Source organism: Phytobacter sp. (assembly GCF_059074235.1).
On sequence record NZ_JCACPZ010000004.1, the window covers coordinates 297,698 to 315,548 of the forward strand.

Genomic DNA, 17,851 nt, shown 5'->3' on the forward strand with positions numbered 1-17,851 from the left:
ATGTCTCTTTCTTAAAGGTGCGACGTGGGCAGTGTTGCACCGGGTTGCAGGTAACGTTCAACACGTAATAACAGGTCGGTCAGTAATAACTCGCGATTGACGCCGACGACGGTCAACAGCTGCTCACGACATTCCACCAGCGCATGCAGAAAAGCATGTAACCGGCGTTCCGGTATCTGCTGCGCGAGTATCTGTACCAGAGCGATGACATCCATATTGGTCAGCAACGTCGTGTTTCGCTGCACCTTGATGGCATCCAGTAACAGTGCACCAAGCCAGTGAAGGCGTTCAGCAACCTGCTCATGATTAAGTGCGCCGAGCAATGAAAGCCAGTCGCCGCTTTTCACGCTCTGTTCAACGGACTGACAAAGCGCCTGACGAGGTTCCTGTTGGTCTGGCTGGAGGAGTGCCACTGCAGCACCGGGGGCACCACTGCACAGGCGCAGCGCAGTAATTATGCTCTCGTGCGTTGAAGAGGTTTCGCGCCCTAGCCAGGCACTGGCGTAATTCTCCGCTGGCGGTGAAAGATGATGCATACGGCATCGACTGCGCAATGTGGCCAGCAGACGTGCAGGCTCGCGGCAGGCGAGGAAAAACCAGGTATTGGCCGGTGGCTCTTCAAGGGTTTTCAGCAGAGCATTGGCTGCGGCATCCGTCAGCAACGCCGCATCAGGAATCCAGACCACCTTTGCACCGCCCAACCGCGAATGCTCATACAACTTCTCGCTGACTTCACGTACGGCATCGATACCCAGCGTCGCCTTCCCTTTTTCCGGCGCCAGCAGATAATAATCCGGGTGCGTGCCCGCCTGCATAAGCTGGCAGCCTTTACAGTGACCACAGCTTTTCTGGTTTTCAGGCTGCAGACAAAGTAAAAAGCGGCAGAGTGCATAGATGAGTGCATCATCGCCCATCCCAGGTAAGGCATGAATCAGTAACGCATGGTGCCCGCGTCCGGCCTGGTAACTGGCAACCAGTTGTTCATAGTCCGGGCGCAGCCATGGGTACCATTTCATGCGCCCTGCTCCTGTACCCATTCGGTCACGGTCCGGCGAAGAGAGGCGACAACGTCCTCCAGGGATTGCGTGGCATCAATGGTACGAATGCGCGCATCCTGTGCGGCCAGTTCCTGATAACGCGCACGGGTACGGTTAAAGAAATCGAGGGACTCTTGCTCAATACGATCCAGTTCACCGCGGGCGCGGGCGCGTTTCAAACCGACCTCCGGCGTGACATCAAGGTAAAGCGTCAAATCCGGGCGGAAGTCGCCCAGTACAGCATCACGCAGCGTGGCCAGCATGGCCTGATCGATACCCCGACCTCCACCCTGGTAAGCCTGGGTCGACAGATCGTGACGATCGCCAATCACCCAGCAGCCACGGGCGAGCGCGGGTTTAATCACCGTCTCCACCAACTGGACACGGGCAGCATAAAACATCAGCACTTCGGCTTTATCGGTAATGATTTCATCACCCACTGAGCGGATATCCAGCACCAGACTGCGGAGTTTCTCCGCCAGTTGCGTACCGCCCGGCTCACGCGTAAAGGCAATTTCCTGCACGCCGAGTTCACGCAGCGTTTCCACGACCACATCGCGAGCGGTGGTTTTGCCTGCGCCTTCCAGACCTTCAATGACAATGTATTTACTGCCCATTTTTTTCCTTAAGTACTTTCAGGTAATCCTGTACTGATTTGTTGTGGCTGGAAAGGTTCGTATTAAAGGTATGCCCACCTTTACCATCCGCCACGAAATAGAGATACGGTGTTTTAGCCGGATGCGCAGCCGCCTTAAGCGACGCTTCACCCGGTGTGGCAATAGGGCCAGGCGGCAAGCCGCTGATCACGTAAGTGTTGTAGTCTGTCGGCGTCTCAAGGTCGTTGCGCGTGAGTTTTCCATTATAACGCGCCCCCATGCCGTAGATCACCGTTGGATCGGTCTGAAGACGCATACCAATACGTAAGCGGTTGATAAACACCGATGCAACCTGGTCACGCTCGCTGGCAACCGCGGTTTCTTTTTCGATGATTGAGGCCATTGTGACCATCTGGTTTTTGTCTTTATACGGCAGTCCGTCAATGCGTGCGTCCCAGGCCCGATCAACCGCGCGCACCATTTTCAGGTGCGCGCGCTTGAGCAACGCGACATCCGTCGTATTGGCGGTGTACATCCAGGTGTCGGGCCAGAACCACCCTTCAACCCAGTCCGCATGTTCAAAATTGAGCGCGGCGGCAACGGTCGCGTATTCATCATCTTTCAGGGTGTGCTTGATCCAGGGAGAATCGCGCAACTGCTGGAGGTAATCGCTCAAGCGCATACCTTCAACAAACCGCAGAGGGAACTGCGCCTCTTTGCCACTCTCGAGTAATTCAAGCATCTCGCGAACCGTCATATCCGGTGTCAGGCGATAGGTCCCCGCTTTGAAGTGCGAAAGTGCGGGCTCAACGCGAAGCAGCCACTGGAAAACACGCGGGCGGTTCAGCACTTTTTCGTTATAGAGCTGCACACCTAAAGCCGTGCGCCCGGTTCCGGCTTCCAGAGCGAAAATAGTCTCTTCTTTAATGAGTAATTTACTGTCAGCTAACTGGCGGACCTTCCATAGGCCAACGCCTGCGGCAATGCCCATAACCAGCAGCAAAAGAAATACAAAGCGCAGCATTTTTTTCATGACGATTCAGGGTGCTCACAAAGAGGGGCTAAAAAGTGGTACATCTCGCGGGACGTCCAGACTCGCTCATCCCACTGACGAACAGGAACGACGGGCATTAACGCATTGCACACAAGGACTTCATCGGCAGCGTTTAAGGCACCCGGCCGTGCATTCACTTCGACAACGCGGTAACCAGAAGATGCCAATCGTTGCATACAATTCTGCCGCATAATGCCGTTAACTCCCGCCTGGTCGACAAAAGGGGTAAATACATCACGACCCTGTCGCCAGAAAATATTCGCGGCACAGCATTCCGTAAGCCACCCTTCACTGTCAAGAACCAGCGCCTCGTCGGCATCAGTTTGCTCAAGATAGCGGCGGACCAGAACCTGCTCCAGACGGTTTAAATGTTTGATTCCGGCAAGCATCGGGTTTCTGCCCCAATCGTAACGGGACTGAGAGAGAGTGTTATCCCCTCCTCTCTCCAGCTGAGCAGTAATGCGCAGGATATGGTGAGAGGCTAAGCAGACGTGTCGGTGACTGGCAGGCCGTACCGCTGAATAACCACGCCCACCTGACACCCCGACTGATAATCACTTTAAGCACGCCTTTAGCCTGTTGTACTGGCAAGTTGGCTGCATTTCGGCTTCAAGCGATATGCCACTGGGTAAAAGGAATGAAAAGCGTATCACAGGCTTTTTCCAGCCGCGCTAAATGCTGATGCAGGAAATGAACGTTCCCTTCCATCGATACGCGCCGTCGTGAAGCAGCCATCACCAAACTGTGATTGCCCTGTCAGCTCGCGGTGCAGGGAATCCTGTTCGAGGCCATTAATCAAAAACATAGTGGCTCCTTTTGCATGGGCGGGTAGTTTCTCAGGACAGCATGTGCAGGACAAGCGGAGAAAGCTGAAATTATTTGGGCGCAAAGACTATGTGATATTTACAGTTCCATCGGGTGTGCGCTAAGCTCTTTTCGTCCCCCATTGGGACCCCCTTTTGATTTCTTGTTTAACTTTTGCAGTTGCCAGACCGCAAAGATGTTTTAACAAATCAAAAGGGGTTTTTATATCCGGCTCAAAGCTGAAAGCTTTACTGAACCCCCAGCCTAGCTGGGGGTTTTCTATAGACAAAAAAAGGCCCGACATGCGGGCCTTTCAGTGCTTCATAATGTGAGTAACCGGAGCTCAGACCTTTTTGAAGATCAACGAACCGTTGGTGCCACCGAAGCCGAAGGAGTTACACAGGGTATATTCCATTCCACTGACCTGACGCGCTTCATGCGGTACAAAGTCGAGGTCACAACCTTCATCCGGATTGTCCAGGTTGATGGTTGGCGGAACCGCCTGATCGCGCAGCGCCAGAATAGAGAAGATAGACTCTACCGCGCCAGCAGCACCCAGCAGGTGTCCTGTCATGGATTTTGTTGAGCTGACCAGCACACGGCTCGCCGCTTCACCAAAGACTGACTTCACTGCCTGCGTTTCGGCTTTATCGCCCGCAGGCGTAGAGGTGCCGTGCGCGTTGATGTAGCCAATCTGGCTCGCCTCAAGACCTGCGTCACGCAGCGCATTGACCATGGCTGCTGCTGCACCTGCGCCATTTTCTGGCGGTGAGGTCATGTGATAGGCATCGCTGCTCATGCCGAAACCAATGATTTCTGCATAAATTTTGGCACCGCGTTTTTTCGCGTGTTCATACTCTTCCAACATGATAATGCCTGCACCATCGCCAAGAACAAAACCGTCACGGTCTTTGTCCCACGGGCGGCTTGCAGCCTGCGGATTATCATTGTTGGTTGAGAGCGCACGTGCCGCACCAAAGCCACCCACACCCAGAGGCGTACTGGCTTTTTCTGCGCCACCTGCAAGCATCGCATCCGCATCACCATAGGCGATAATACGCGCCGCATGGCCAATGTTGTGCACACCAGAGGTACAGGCCGTGGCAATTGAAATACTCGGTCCCTGCAGACCAAACATGATGGTCAAGTGACCGGCCACCATATTAACAATCGTCGACGGTACGAAGAACGGGCTGATTTTACGCGGACCACCGTTCACGAGAGAACTATGGTTTTCTTCGATTAAGCCCAGACCACCAATACCAGAACCGATAGCGGCACCGATACGTGTAGCGTTTTCTTCCGTCACTACAAGGCCAGAATCAAGCATGGCCTGTGCGCCAGCGACAATTCCATATTGAATGAAGTCATCCATCTTGCGCTGTTCTTTGCGCGAGATAATGTCTTCACAGTTAAAATCCTTTACTAAGCCAGCAAATTTCGTTGCGTAGGCGCTAGTATCGAAATGGTCGATCAGGCTGATGCCACTCTGACCGGCAAGGAGAGAGGTCCATGTAGACTCTACGGTGTTGCCGACAGGAGACAACATGCCAAGTCCGGTCACAACTACACGACGCTTAGACACGTTTGTCCTCCAGGGAGGGAAAAAAAGGAATTCGTGGGATAAAAGATAAAACTCAGGCGGTCGAATGACCGCCTGGAGATGTTCACTTACGCCTGGTGACCGTTGATGTAATCAATGGCAGCCTGAACGGTGGTGATTTTCTCAGCTTCTTCGTCCGGAATCTCAGTATCAAACTCTTCTTCCAGAGCCATTACCAGCTCAACGGTGTCAAGAGAATCAGCGCCCAGGTCTTCAACGAAGGAAGCATTGTTGGTAACTTCTTCCTGCTTAACGCCCAGCTGTTCGCCGATAATTTTCTTAACGCGTTCTTCGATAGTGCTCATACTCTTAAATTTCCTATCAAAACTCGCTTTCGCGATGGTTTTCGTAGTGTATAAAATGTTGAAAAATTTGCAACTAAATCCCGGCAGTTCGTACCACGATTTTACGCTATTTTGAGGCCTTTCACCCTAATAACGCAAATAATTTTAATCGTGATTAAACCATATACATTCCGCCGTTGACGTGCAGGGTCTCACCAGTGATGTAACCCGCCTCGTCAGAGGCTAAAAATGCAACCGCATTGGCGATCTCTTGCGCACCACCAAGACGGCCTGCCGGAACCTGCGCCAGAATACCCGCACGCTGATCTTCAGACAGCGCACGCGTCATGTCCGTTTCAATAAAGCCCGGAGCAACAACGTTCACAGTAATACCACGTGATGCGATTTCTCGTGCCAGTGACTTACTGAAACCAATCAGACCCGCTTTCGCCGCAGCGTAGTTAGCCTGACCAGCATTTCCCATGGTACCAACCACAGAACCGATAGTGATGATACGCCCATGACGCTTTTTCATCATAGCGCGCATCACCGCTTTTGACAGACGGAAAACAGATGACAAGTTAGTTTCGAGAATATCGTTCCACTCATCATCTTTCATACGCATCAGCAGATTGTCGCGTGTGATACCGGCGTTATTCACCAGGATATCGACTTCGCCAAACTCAGTGCGAATGTTTTCCAGAACAGATTCGATGGATGCCGGATCGGTCACGTTTAACAGCAGACCTTTACCATTTGCACCCAGATAATCACTAATGGCCTGCGCACCACTTTCGCTGGTTGCAGTACCAATCACTTTTGCGCCACGAGCGACAAGGGTCTCCGCGATTGCGCGGCCAATGCCACGGCTCGCACCGGTAACCAGTGCGATTTTTCCTTCAAAACTCATGGTGTTCCTCTTCTATTGCGCCAGTGCCTCTGACATCGCCGCAGGCTCGTTGAGCGCAGACGCCGTCAGGGTATCAACAATACGTTTAGTCAGACCGGTCAGTACTTTGCCTGGTCCAACTTCATACAGATGTTCAACGCCCTGCGAAGCGATAAACTCAACGCTTTTGGTCCACTGTACCGGGCTAAACAATTGGCGAACGAGCGCGTTACGAATAGCCTCTGGTGAGGTTTCACACTGCACGTCGACGTTGTTAACAACCGGAATCTGTGGTGCGCTGAACACGATTTTTTCGAGCTCAACAGCCAATTTCTCAGCGGCAGGCTTCATCAGCGCGCAGTGAGACGGAACACTGACCGGCAGCGGCAGTGCGCGTTTTGCACCTGCGGCTTTACAGGCTGCGCCCGCGCGCTCAACGGCTTCTTTATGACCCGCGATAACGACCTGGCCCGGAGAATTGTAGTTTACTGGAGAAACAACCTGTCCTTCAGCAGACTCTTCACAGGCTTTTGCAATCGACGCATCATCAAGACCAATGATCGCTGACATTGCGCCAGTGCCTTCCGGCACCGCTTCCTGCATGAATTTGCCACGCAGTTCAACCAGACGCACGGCATCTGCGAAAGGCAGTACGCCTGCGCATACCAGCGCAGAGTATTCACCCAAGCTATGGCCCGCCATCAACGCAGGGGCTTTTCCACCCTGCTGCTGCCATACGCGATACAACGCGACAGAAGCGGTCAGCAGTGCTGGCTGAGTCTGCCATGTTTTGTTTAATTCTTCTGCCGGACCTTGCTGGACCAATGTCCACAAGTCATAACCCAGTGCAGCAGACGCTTCACGGAACGTCTCTTCAACCACCGGATGAGTGGCTGCCATATCAGATAGCATGCCCACGGCCTGGGAACCTTGTCCCGGGAACACAAAAGCAAATTGCGTCATCTCTTTTATCCTTAAATACTAGAAACGGACCAGCGCGGAACCCCAGGTAAACCCACCGCCAAAGGCTTCAAGCAGGATCAATTGACCCCGCTGAATGCGGCCATCACGGACGGCTTCATCAAGCGCACAAGGAACAGATGCCGCAGAAGTGTTGCCGTGACGATCAAGCGTCACCACCACATTCTCCATCGACATGCCCAGTTTCTTCGCTGTTGCACTGATGATGCGCAGGTTTGCCTGATGCGGCACCAGCCAGTCCAGTTCGCTGCGCTGCAGGTTGTTCGCTTCCAGGGTTTCATCGACGATGCGAGAAAGCTCAGTCACCGCCACTTTAAAGACTTCATTCCCGGCCATCGTCAGGAAAATAGGGTTTTCTGGATTGACGCGATCCGCATTTGGCAGCGTCAACAATTCACCATAGCTACCATCAGCATGCAGATGCGTAGAGATGATACCCTGCTCTTCAGAAGCTCCCAGAACGACCGCACCAGCACCGTCACCAAAGATGATGATCGTGCCGCGATCTTCAGGATTACAGGTACGCGCCAGAACGTCAGAACCGATCACCAGAGCGCGTTTAACCGCCCCGGATTTAACGTACTGATCCGCAATGCTTAATGCATAGGTGAAACCTGCGCATGCCGCTGCGACATCAAACGCCGGGCAACCTTTCACGCCCAGCATACTCTGCACCTGACATGCCGCACTCGGGAAGGCATGGGTTGCAGAGGTGGTGGCAACAACAATCAGACCAATCTCATCGGCTGTAACGCCTGCCATTTCCATCGCGCGCTTAGCAGCTTCGAAACCCATGGTTGAGACGGTTTCATTCGGCGCGGCGATACGGCGTTCACGGATACCTGTGCGTGTGACAATCCACTCGTCAGACGTATCCACCATTTTTTCCAGATCGGCGTTAGTTCGCACTTGTTCAGGCAGATAGCTGCCGGTACCCATAATCTTCGTATACATGTACGCTCAGTCTTTTTCCGGTAACACAGATTCCAGGCGAGCGGCAATTCGCTGAGGAACTTGCCGCTGCACCGCCTGCACTGCCTGCTCAATAGCGACGCTAAAGGCTCGCTGATTGGCGGCACCATGACTCTTAATCACCGTGCCGCGCAATCCTAACAGACAGGCGCCATTATACTGGTCGGGGTTGAGGTGACTGAATCGCCTGCTCAGGCTTTTTTGTAACCAACGCTTTAATATAATCAGCCACCACGACCTTTTTTTACCTTCACCCTGAGATTTCAGCAGTGAAAGGAACACTCTGACAACACCTTCCATAGTTTTTAATGTAACGTTTCCTGTAAAACCGTCACAAACTAGCACATCCGTTTTGCCAGTGAGTAATTCGTTCGCTTCCAGATAACCAATATAGTTAATGTCTGGAACTGCCTTTAAAATAGCGGCGGCGTCGTGAATGCTATCGTGACCTTTGGTTTCTTCTTCACCAATATTCAGTAATGCCACGCGAGGATTCGCAATCCCCACCACTTCTTCTGCCATAACCGCGCCCATCACGGCGAACTGCGCCAGCATTTTGCCATCGCAATCGACATTAGCGCCTAAATCCAGTACGACCGTTTTACCTTTTTGCTGATGAGGTAACACGGTGACGAGAGCCGGTCGTTCGATCCCTTCGATGGGCTTAAGCACCATTTTCGCCAGGCCCATCAGTGCGCCGGTATTTCCTGCACTCACGCACGCCTGCGCGCGCCCTTCTTTTACCAATTCCAGCGCCATACGCATCGAGCTCCCCCGACTATTGCGGATAGCATGCGAAGGACGAGCATCGCTGGCAATAACTGACTGCGCCGGAACAACAAGCAGGCGTGAGCGTTGCTCAAAATCAGCTTTTGCGAGCAATGGTGTGATTGTGTCGGGATCGCCGACTAAAAGAAGATTGAGGTGCGAATTAGAATCCAGTGCCTGCAATGCTGCAGGCACTGTCACGGAGGGACCAAAATCTCCCCCCATGACATCTAACGCCAGGGTTAGACGTGTCAAGGTATCGGTATATCCCCGTTTTCACGGGGAAATCCTCACTAAGTTTGACCACGCTTGCGCGTGATTACTTAGTGATTACCTTGCGGCCACGGTAGAAACCGTCGGCAGTGATGTGGTGACGCAGGTGTTTTTCACCAGAAGTTTTGTCTACAGACAGGCTGGTGACTGCGGTCAGCGCGTCATGGGAACGACGCATGCCACGTTTGGAACGGGTTGGTTTATTCTGTTGTACGGCCATGGACCTTACTCCTTAATTACGATTAACCCTGTTTGAGCAGGGAAAACCTATTACTTACGCTTTAAGCTGGCTAATACGGCAAATGGGTTTGGCTTTTGCGCTTCATCAGGCAGTTCACCAAATACCATGTCCGCCTCGGACACTTCACAGTGTTCAGAATCATGCACCGGAACTACAGGCAGGGAGAGAATGATTTCATCCTCAACTAATGCTCGTAGGTCGATTTCACCGAATTCGTCAACCTCAATCGGTTCATACGCTTCCGGCAGTGCTTCGGCCTGTTCGTCTGAACGGACAGGGCTGAAACAATATGTTGTGTGAACCTGATGGGTAAACGGCTTACCGCAACGCTGGCATTCCAGAGACACCGTAACCTTCGCATCACCGGTAATAACCGCAAGGCGTTGGTTGTCGATGGCAAAAGAGATGGAGCATTCCACATCACTGTCCACACTGGCTACAGACTCGGCGACACGACTGACCTGATCGGCCAGGTAGACACCCTGGTAATCAAGGCGCTTTTGAGCCGTGCGAACCGGGTCGAGAGTCAGGGGTAATTTTACCTTTTGCATAGGGCGCGCATATTAACTTTGTAACGTCATAGAGTCAAAGAAAAAGGCAGCCTCAGGTTGCCTTTTGCCAATAATTCGCACACATTGCGGCTTACAGTTTAAAATGCCTGTCATGGTTAAGCTATATTTGGTGGAAAAAATATGTCAGATATTATTCTTGCCTCGACCTCCCCCTGGCGGCGCATGCTGCTGGAAAAGCTCGGAATGCCCTTTGAGTGTGCCGCACCGGTCACGGATGAAACACCTCTGGCAGGTGAGTCACCTCGCCATCTCGTCCTGCGCCTCGCACAAGACAAAGCCCAGTCGCTCACCCAGCGTTTTCCTCACCACCTGATAATCGGTTCAGATCAGGTCTGCGTGCTGGAAGGTCAAATAACCGGCAAACCCCACACGGAAGAAAATGCCCGTGCACAATTACGCAAGGCCAGCGGAAATATTGTGACCTTCTATACAGGACTAGCACTGTTTAACTCCGCCACCGGTCATTTGCAAACAGAGTGCGAACCCTTTGATGTCCATTTCCGCCATTTAAGCGAACAGGAAATAGACGATTACGTACGCAAAGAGCGACCATTACAGTGCGCAGGCAGCTTTAAGAGTGAGGGGCTGGGGATCACTTTATTTGATCGCCTTGAAGGGCGCGATCCCAATACTCTGGTAGGTTTGCCGCTCATTGCGCTCTGCCAGATGTTACGTCGCGAACATCGAAACCCATTGCAAAGCTAATAAAAGCAATAAATCTGACATTCATTTTTAAGGAAAATCGGTGGATTCACGAGATCTGTCTCAGCGGTCATCTGCTGGCCTGTGGTCGCTCATTGCGCTGGCCAGCCTGATTTTAATGATAACTATGGGTATTAGGCAGACCGTTGGCCTGTTTGTGCACCCTATTGTGCACACGACCACTATGAGCATTGCTGAAGTCAGTATGGCGCTGGCGATTGGTCAGCTCATGTGGGGAGCATTTCAGCCACTATTTGGTGCCTGGGCAGACAAACGTGGGGCGTTCACCGTTCTGGTGCTGGGCGCGTTACTGATTGCCCTGGGCCAGATAGGTACGCTCTGGGCATCATCCTTTTTGCCACTCACCCTGGCGCAAGGACTGTTAAGCCCGGCCGGAGCAGCTGCGGGCAGTTTTTCTGTGCTTATCGGCATTGTTGCCAGCCGATTGCCTGCCGATAAAGGCTCAGTAGCCAGTGGGATGATTAACGCAGGCGGGTCGCTGGGGCAATTTATCTTCGCCCCGCTGATTCAGTTGATTGTCAGCCTGCGGGGAGCAGCATCGGGTTTGATGTTTCTCGCCCTTGCGGCACTCACCACCATTATCCCCTCATGGTTCCTGTGCCGAGGAGATAAAAAACCGGCTGCCGTGCCGGAGCAGCCCATCGTCTCTGACGAACCCGGGCTTAAAAAGCAGATCCGTGCTGCATTTCGTCACCCCAGTTACCTGCTACTGCACGCGGGCTTTTTGACCTGTGGTTTTCACGTTGCGTTTTTAACCACGCATTTGCCGAGCGAAGTTAACCTGTGTGGACACGACGCATCAGTATCCGCCGTCAGCTTGTCGTTGATTGGCCTTTGCAATATCGCCGGCAGCATTTTTGCCGGTTTTCTAGGCAAGCGCTATCCGATGAAATACATCCTCGCGGTGCTCTACGCTTCTCGCGCCGTCCTGATTATCGCGTTTCTGCTTTCCTCAAAATCTGAGCTGGAGTTTTACATTTTTGCCTGTGCGATCGGTCTGACGTGGCTTGCCACAGTGCCGCCTACGGCCGGGATCGTAGGCAAGCTGTTTGGTACCCGTTATCTGGCGACGCTGTTTGGTTTCACGTTGTTTTCACATCAGGTGGGCGCATTTTTTGGCGCCTGGCTCGGCGGCGTAGCCATGCAGTATGAAGGGAATCTTGACTGGGTGTGGTATGCCGATATCGTACTCGCCATAATGGCAGCGTTAATTAATCTGCCGATCCAAGAAAAAAACACTGCGGTACCGCTTGAGCCCAACGCAGCATAAAAAAGGTAGTCAGTACGACTACCCTTTTTACTATTTTTGGTTTCGTAGCACCTGAAGACAGCGCTTAAGCCCATCGTCCATCGGCGCTTCAATGCGTATCGTCTCACCCGTGTTGGGGTGCGTAAACTTCAGCGCTGCGGCATGCAGGAACAGGCGAGATAACCCCGTACTCGCGAGCTGCTTATCAAACTCCCGGTCGCCATAACGATCGTCAAAGGCAATCGGATGACCAGCATGCAGGGTATGCACACGGATCTGGTGAGTACGCCCGGTAACAGGGCTGCAGCGCATCAGGGTGGCAACTTCATAGCGCTCTTCCACCTTGAAACGGGTTTCAGACGGTTTTCCTTCCTGGTTCACGCGCACGATGCGCTCACCGCTTTGCAGGATATTTTTAAGCAACGGTGCCTGTACCACTTTGACATGGGACTGCCACTGGCCACGCACCAGCGCCAGGTAATCTTTTTGCATTCCCTTATCGCGCAGTTGCTCATGCAAAGATCGCAGTGCAGAACGCTTTTTCGCCACCAACAGAACGCCAGAGGTGTCGCGATCCAGTCGATGAACCAGCTCGAGAAAACGCGCCTCCGGGCGAAGTGCACGCAGGCCTTCGATCACACCGAAGCTCAAACCACTACCACCGTGTACAGCCGTACCTGACGGTTTGTTGAGCACCAGAATATGGTCGTCTTCATAAAGGATTACGTCGTTGAGCGCAGCGACTTTCTGCAAGTGAGGCGAAACCGCTTCTTCTTCTTTTTCAGACACACGTACCGGCGGAATGCGTATTTCATCGCCCGCTTCGAGTTTGTATTCGGGTTTGGTGCGTCCTTTGTTTACCCGCACTTCGCCCTTACGGATGATGCGGTAAATCATGCTTTTCGGCACACCTTTGAGCTGCGTGCGCAAAAAGTTATCGATACGTTGCCCCGCTTCATCATCAGCGATAACAACAAATTTTACGGATGGGTTCTCAGTTTTCATGGGAGGCGATTCTAATTATCGCAGATGATTAGCGCCACTCATTTTTCTATGCTTATATTTACTCTTGATCCTGGATGACTTCGTTCTTCACAGATGATTTGGCGGTTATTAAAACAATCACCAGTTAAAAGTGAAAAAACTGTGAGTAACCGGGTGATAAAAGGTAAAAGTCAGCTTGCTATAACAGGGCTCGCAAGGAATAATGTTGCAGTTTTCCGCGTTGAATCTTGTTAAAACAAGCAATTGTGCGGAATGACCAGTTTTGCCTGTCCGACCATACACGCAGCAATGGCGTAAGACGTATTGGACTTTCAGGCACTTAGCGGGCTGCGGGTTGCAGTCCTTACCGGTAGATGGAATCTTCTCTGGAGAGTTTTTCCCAGGCTGTTCCCCTGATAATTGCGCTGTGTTTTCCACAGGAAATACAGGCAACCGACACACTGCGCCTCTTAAGCGAGCGACAACCGTGAGGTTGGCGACGTGAACAGTCACGAGGCCATCGGTTCTCCCCCGGAAAGGCGTTACTATGCCCGCAGCTTAGTCGTCAATGTAAGAATAATGAGTAAGTTACGATGAAAAGAATGTTAATCAACGCAACTCAGCAAGAAGAGTTGCGTGTTGCCCTTGTGGATGGGCAGCGTCTGTACGATCTGGATATCGAAAGTCCTGGACACGAGCAGAAAAAAGCGAACATCTACAAAGGCAAAATCACCCGTATTGAACCGAGTCTGGAAGCTGCATTTGTTGATTACGGTGCTGAAAGACACGGTTTCCTGCCTCTCAAAGAGATTGCCCGCGAATATTTCCCTGCCAATTACAATTCTCATGGTCGTCCGAACATCAAAGATGTGCTGCGCGAAGGCCAGGAAGTCATTGTTCAAATTGATAAAGAAGAACGCGGTAACAAAGGCGCAGCGCTGACGACGTTTATCAGCCTCGCAGGCAGCTACCTTGTGCTGATGCCAAACAACCCGCGTGCGGGTGGTATCTCTCGTCGTATTGAAGGTGACGATCGCACTGAGTTAAAAGAAGCACTGGCCAGTCTGGAACTTCCGGATGGCATGGGCTTGATCGTTCGTACCGCAGGCGTGGGCAAATCTGCCGAAGCCCTGCAGTGGGATCTGAGTTTCCGTCTCAAGCACTGGGAAGCAATCCAGAAAGCTGCCGACAGCCGCCCAGCCCCGTTCCTGATTCACCAGGAAAGCAACGTCATTGTACGTGCATTCCGTGATTATCTGCGCCAGGACATTGGCGAAATTCTGATTGATAACCCGAAAGTCCTTGAGCTGGCCCGCCAGCACATCGCCGCACTGGGTCGTCCGGATTTCAGCAGCAAAATTAAGCTGTACACCGGTGAAATCCCGCTGTTCAGTCATTATCAGATTGAGTCGCAGATTGAGTCCGCTTTCCAGCGTGAAGTCCGTCTGCCGTCCGGTGGTTCCATCGTCATCGATTCCACCGAAGCGCTGACCGCCATCGATATCAACTCCGCACGTGCAACCCGCGGTGGTGATATCGAAGAGACCGCCTTCAACACCAACCTCGAAGCCGCCGACGAAATCGCGCGCCAGCTTCGTCTGCGTGACCTTGGCGGCTTGATTGTTATCGACTTTATCGATATGACGCCGGTACGCCACCAGCGCGCAGTGGAAAACCGTCTGCGTGAAGCTGTCCGTCAGGACAGAGCCCGCATCCAGATCAGCCACATTTCCCGCTTTGGTCTACTGGAGATGTCCCGTCAGCGTCTGAGCCCATCTCTGGGTGAATCAAGCCACCATGTCTGCCCGCGTTGTACGGGGACCGGTACGATTCGTGACAATGAATCTTTGTCACTCTCAATTCTACGCCTCATTGAAGAAGAAGCGCTGAAAGAGAATACCCAGGAAGTCCATGCGATTGTGCCAGTACCCATTGCTTCCTACCTGCTTAACGAAAAACGTTCCGCAGTCAGCGCGATTGAGACCCGCCAGAACGGTGTTCGCTGCGTGATTGTGCCAAACGATCAGATGGAAACGCCGCATTACTCCGTACTGCGTGTGCGCAAAGGCGAAGAGACACCTACCCTCAGCTACATGCTGCCTAAACTGCATGAAGAAGAGATGGCGCTGCCTTCTGAAGAAGAAGCCGCCGAACGTAAACGTCCTGAGCAGCCTGCACTGGCGGCATTCGTTATGCCTGAAGTACCGCCAGCACCTACAGCACCGACGGCACCTGTTGCTAAATCACAAGCGCCTGTTACTGCACAAGCTGCCGCAACGCCTGCTGCACCAGGTCTTCTGAGCCGCTTCTTCTCAGCACTGAAAGGTATGTTTGCAGGCAATGAGCCTGTTGCCCCTGCTGAAGTCAAAGAAGAGAAGAAAGAAGAGAAACAGGAACGTTCGCAGGAGCGTCGTAAACCGCGTCAGAACAACCGTCGCGATCGCAATGACCGTAATGACCGTAATGACCGCGGCGAGCGTAATGAACGCCGTGACAACCGTGCTGACAGCAATGAGCCGCGTGAAAATCGTGATGAGAACCGTCGTAATCGTCGTGAGAAACCGCAGCAGAATGTTGAAGAGCGAGATAACCGCCAGCCGGTAGTTGCAGAAGAAGGTGAAAAAGCGAAATCGCGTGATGAGCAGCAGCCACGCCGCGATCGCAACCGTCGTCGCAACGAAGAAAAACGTCAGCCGCAGCAGGAAGTCAAAAACCAGGAACGCGAAGAACAATCTGAGCAGGAATCTGCACAGGAAGAACGCGTTCAGGTGATGCCGCGTCGTAAGCAACGTCAACTGACTCAGAAAGTTCGTGTAGGCGAAACTCAGACCAACGAACCGGTTGTTGAAGCTGTCGCCGTTGAAGAAGTGCATGAACAACGCACTGACATCGCTAAACGCGATCTGCCTGCTGTAGTCGACAATGTTGCCGAGCATGATGAGTCCGCAGAAGCACGTGATAACGCGGGTATGCCGCGCCGTTCACGCCGTTCTCCGCGCCACCTCCGTGTAAGTGGTCAGCGCCGCCGTCGTTACCGTGATGAGCGTTACCCGACGCAGTCTGCAATGCCACTGGCTGCGGCTTGTGCATCACCAGAGATGGCATCCGGTAAAGTGTGGATTAGCTACCCGGTAGCCCGTCCGCAGGATGAAGTGTCAGAGGCACCGGTAGTTGAACAGCAATCTGATGCAGACGTGCAGATCACCCCGGAAGTCGCTCCGCTGATTGCCGAAGCTCAGCTGGTTACCGCGCAAGAAAATCAGCAGCCTGTGCCGGTTGTTGAAGAACCAGCTCCAGTGGTGGTTGAACCTGAAGCGCCTGTTGCTGAACCCCAGCCAGTCGCAGTGGAAACAACGCATCCGGAAGTGATTGAAGCGCCGGTAACCGAGCAGCCGCAATTCATCGCAGAAGAAGACACTACCGTTGCCGACACGGTGGCGGAAGAAGTGGCTCCGGCTGCAGAGTCTGTTGTGGCTGAGCGCGACATCGTTGTACCGGTTGAAGAACTGGCTGCCGAAACTGCCGTGGTTGAAGAGACCGTCGTTGTGGAGCAACCGTCTGCAGCACCTGCTGTTGAGGCACCGGTCGCAGTTGAACCTGCACCTGTTGCTGCAAGCGCACCTGCTGCTGCTGCGCCGCAGTCTGTTGACACCGCTGTCGTGAGCCATGCCACCGCGCCAATGACTAAAGCACCGGCTCCGGTCTATGTGCCAGAAGCACCACGTCATAGCGACTGGGTTCGTCCGCAGTTCGACTTTGACGGAAAAGGTTCAGCCGGTGGTCATAGCGCTACGCACACTGCGACTGCGCCAGCAACGCGTCCGCAGGCTGTGGAATAATATTCCGCAACGTTAAAAAGCCGACCTTCGGGTCGGCTTTTTTATGCCTTGCTGACAGGCTGGCGCATGCCACTGAGGCCGGGCATCACTTCCCGCATGAGCTGTAAAAACATCCGCAACCTGGCAGGGTAATAACGCGCCCAGGGGTAAACCAGATGTACCGGCAAAGGCGCTGGCTGCCAGTCCGGTAATAGCATAACCAGTTTCCCATTACGAATATCTTCCTCCACCGTCCAGCTTGATACGGCTGCCACGCCTAATCCTGCCAGTGCCGTATTCCGTGCCACGTACAGACTGTCGGTGTACAAACGTGGTGATATAGTCACGCGTTCAGATTCACCGCTAACAGCATGTGTGAGGGTAATATCATGCTGATAGAATGTACTGAGTGCCACCCAGGGTAATGCACTCAGTCGGGCGGGACTGTCGAGCACGCCAAAACGCGCTAGCAAAGCCGGAGATGCAACCAGACAGCGTGGTACTTCCGCCAGTAAGACCGACACGGTAGAAGGATCCACCTCAGCACCTACACGGATCGCACAGTCGATATTGTCGCTCAGAAAATTGACGGTTTTATCATTGAGCATCCACTCCACACTGAGCTGCGGATAGCGTTCAAGAAATTGAGTGAGAGGAGACAGCAACTGTTCCTGACCAAAAGCATGGGGCGCCCTGACCCGCAACATGCCGACCGGTTCATCCTCTTTCTGACTCACTTCATCTTCCAGCGTGACCCAGGCATCAATCACTCGCTTCGCGTGCTCGTAGCAGCGTTCGCCATCATCCGTCAGCTTCATGGCGTGCGTGGTTCTCAGCAGTAGCTTCACCCCCAGCAACGTCTCCAGCGACTGTAAACGACGGCTGATGGTCGCCTGCGTTGTGTCCAACTGCCGCGCGGCGGCTGACAGTGACCCGGCCTCAACGATACGCACCAGCGTACGCATTAAGTCCACTCTATCTATACGTTCTGATCGCATATTAA

Annotated in this window: 18 protein-coding genes and 1 pseudogene; 3 read left to right on the top strand and 16 right to left on the bottom strand. The window is 53.0% G+C overall.

Features of this window, described 5'->3' with window-relative positions; genetic code table 11:
- Positions 1-11: 11 nt before the first annotated feature.
- From holB to yceD, 14 genes and pseudogenes are all read right to left on the bottom strand, one after another.
- Complete coding sequence (gene holB / locus AC5JPW_RS05435) at positions 12-1,016, bottom strand: DNA polymerase III subunit delta' (RefSeq protein WP_494238715.1); 1,005 nt, start codon at positions 1,014-1,016, stop codon at positions 12-14.
- Positions 1,013-1,654, bottom strand: coding sequence for a dTMP kinase (tmk, locus tag AC5JPW_RS05440; RefSeq protein ID WP_494238717.1), 642 nt, complete (start codon positions 1,652-1,654; stop codon positions 1,013-1,015). Before tmk ends, holB begins: the two co-directional genes overlap by 4 nt.
- Positions 1,644-2,666 carry a cell division protein YceG gene (gene yceG / locus AC5JPW_RS05445; protein ID WP_494238719.1) on the bottom strand — a complete coding sequence of 341 codons (1,023 nt, stop codon included), beginning with the start codon at positions 2,664-2,666 and terminating at the stop codon, positions 1,644-1,646. The genes tmk and yceG overlap by 11 nt, the downstream gene beginning before the upstream one ends.
- Complete coding sequence (gene pabC / locus AC5JPW_RS05450; RefSeq protein WP_494238721.1) at positions 2,663-3,229, bottom strand: aminodeoxychorismate lyase; 567 nt, start codon at positions 3,227-3,229, stop codon at positions 2,663-2,665. The genes yceG and pabC overlap by 4 nt, the downstream gene beginning before the upstream one ends.
- Before the next feature lie 107 nt (positions 3,230-3,336).
- On the bottom strand, positions 3,337-3,492 hold the full coding sequence (locus AC5JPW_RS05455) for a hypothetical protein (protein WP_494238723.1): 156 nt from the start codon (positions 3,490-3,492) through the stop codon (positions 3,337-3,339).
- 73 nt (positions 3,493-3,565) lie between these two features.
- A pseudogene (locus tag AC5JPW_RS05460) lies at positions 3,566-3,634 on the bottom strand (IS200/IS605 family transposase); the annotation flags it as partial.
- Between the two features lie 200 nt (positions 3,635-3,834).
- Positions 3,835-5,076, bottom strand: coding sequence for a beta-ketoacyl-ACP synthase II (gene fabF, locus AC5JPW_RS05465; RefSeq protein ID WP_494238725.1), 1,242 nt, complete (start codon positions 5,074-5,076; stop codon positions 3,835-3,837).
- Between the two features lie 86 nt (positions 5,077-5,162).
- Complete coding sequence (acpP, locus tag AC5JPW_RS05470) at positions 5,163-5,399, bottom strand: acyl carrier protein (RefSeq protein WP_000103754.1); 237 nt, start codon at positions 5,397-5,399, stop codon at positions 5,163-5,165.
- Positions 5,400-5,553: 154 nt separating this feature from the next.
- Positions 5,554-6,288 (bottom strand): 3-oxoacyl-ACP reductase FabG, encoded by a 735-nt coding sequence (fabG, locus tag AC5JPW_RS05475; RefSeq protein WP_494238737.1) that lies wholly within the window; start codon positions 6,286-6,288, stop codon positions 5,554-5,556.
- A 12-nt stretch (positions 6,289-6,300) separates the two neighbouring features.
- The gene (gene fabD / locus AC5JPW_RS05480) at positions 6,301-7,230 is read right to left on the bottom strand and encodes an ACP S-malonyltransferase (protein ID WP_494238739.1); all 930 of its coding nucleotides are present in this window, start codon (positions 7,228-7,230) and stop codon (positions 6,301-6,303) included.
- An 18-nt stretch (positions 7,231-7,248) separates the two neighbouring features.
- A complete protein-coding gene (locus tag AC5JPW_RS05485; protein WP_494238740.1) occupies positions 7,249-8,202 on the bottom strand; it encodes a beta-ketoacyl-ACP synthase III in 954 nt (317 codons plus the stop codon).
- A 6-nt stretch (positions 8,203-8,208) separates the two neighbouring features.
- Positions 8,209-9,243 (bottom strand): phosphate acyltransferase PlsX, encoded by a 1,035-nt coding sequence (plsX, locus tag AC5JPW_RS05490; RefSeq protein ID WP_494238742.1) that lies wholly within the window; start codon positions 9,241-9,243, stop codon positions 8,209-8,211.
- A 64-nt stretch (positions 9,244-9,307) separates the two neighbouring features.
- Positions 9,308-9,481: a 50S ribosomal protein L32 gene (gene rpmF / locus AC5JPW_RS05495; RefSeq protein ID WP_003857964.1), complete on the bottom strand. Its 174-nt coding sequence runs from the start codon at positions 9,479-9,481 to the stop codon at positions 9,308-9,310.
- 50 nt (positions 9,482-9,531) lie between these two features.
- Complete coding sequence (gene yceD / locus AC5JPW_RS05500; RefSeq protein ID WP_494238744.1) at positions 9,532-10,053, bottom strand: 23S rRNA accumulation protein YceD; 522 nt, start codon at positions 10,051-10,053, stop codon at positions 9,532-9,534.
- Positions 10,054-10,194: 141 nt separating this feature from the next.
- On the opposite strand from yceD, the gene AC5JPW_RS05505 reads away from it, so the two are divergent.
- Both AC5JPW_RS05505 and AC5JPW_RS05510 read left to right on the top strand, forming a co-directional pair.
- The gene (locus AC5JPW_RS05505) at positions 10,195-10,779 is read left to right on the top strand and encodes a Maf family protein (protein ID WP_494238746.1); all 585 of its coding nucleotides are present in this window, start codon (positions 10,195-10,197) and stop codon (positions 10,777-10,779) included.
- Between the two features lie 40 nt (positions 10,780-10,819).
- Entirely contained in the window at positions 10,820-12,067 is a 1,248-nt protein-coding gene (locus AC5JPW_RS05510; protein ID WP_494238747.1) for an MFS transporter, read from the top strand.
- Positions 12,068-12,097: 30 nt separating this feature from the next.
- Here the strand turns inward: AC5JPW_RS05510 and rluC are convergent, their stop codons facing one another.
- On the bottom strand, positions 12,098-13,051 hold the full coding sequence (gene rluC / locus AC5JPW_RS05515) for a 23S rRNA pseudouridine(955/2504/2580) synthase RluC (RefSeq protein WP_494238748.1): 954 nt from the start codon (positions 13,049-13,051) through the stop codon (positions 12,098-12,100).
- 572 nt (positions 13,052-13,623) lie between these two features.
- Between rluC and rne the strand changes: the two genes are divergently transcribed.
- Positions 13,624-16,869 (top strand): ribonuclease E, encoded by a 3,246-nt coding sequence (rne, locus tag AC5JPW_RS05520; protein ID WP_494238749.1) that lies wholly within the window; start codon positions 13,624-13,626, stop codon positions 16,867-16,869.
- Between the two features lie 41 nt (positions 16,870-16,910).
- Here the strand turns inward: rne and AC5JPW_RS05525 are convergent, their stop codons facing one another.
- The gene (locus AC5JPW_RS05525) at positions 16,911-17,846 is read right to left on the bottom strand and encodes a LysR family transcriptional regulator (protein ID WP_494238750.1); all 936 of its coding nucleotides are present in this window, start codon (positions 17,844-17,846) and stop codon (positions 16,911-16,913) included.
- Positions 17,847-17,851: the final 5 nt, after the last annotated feature.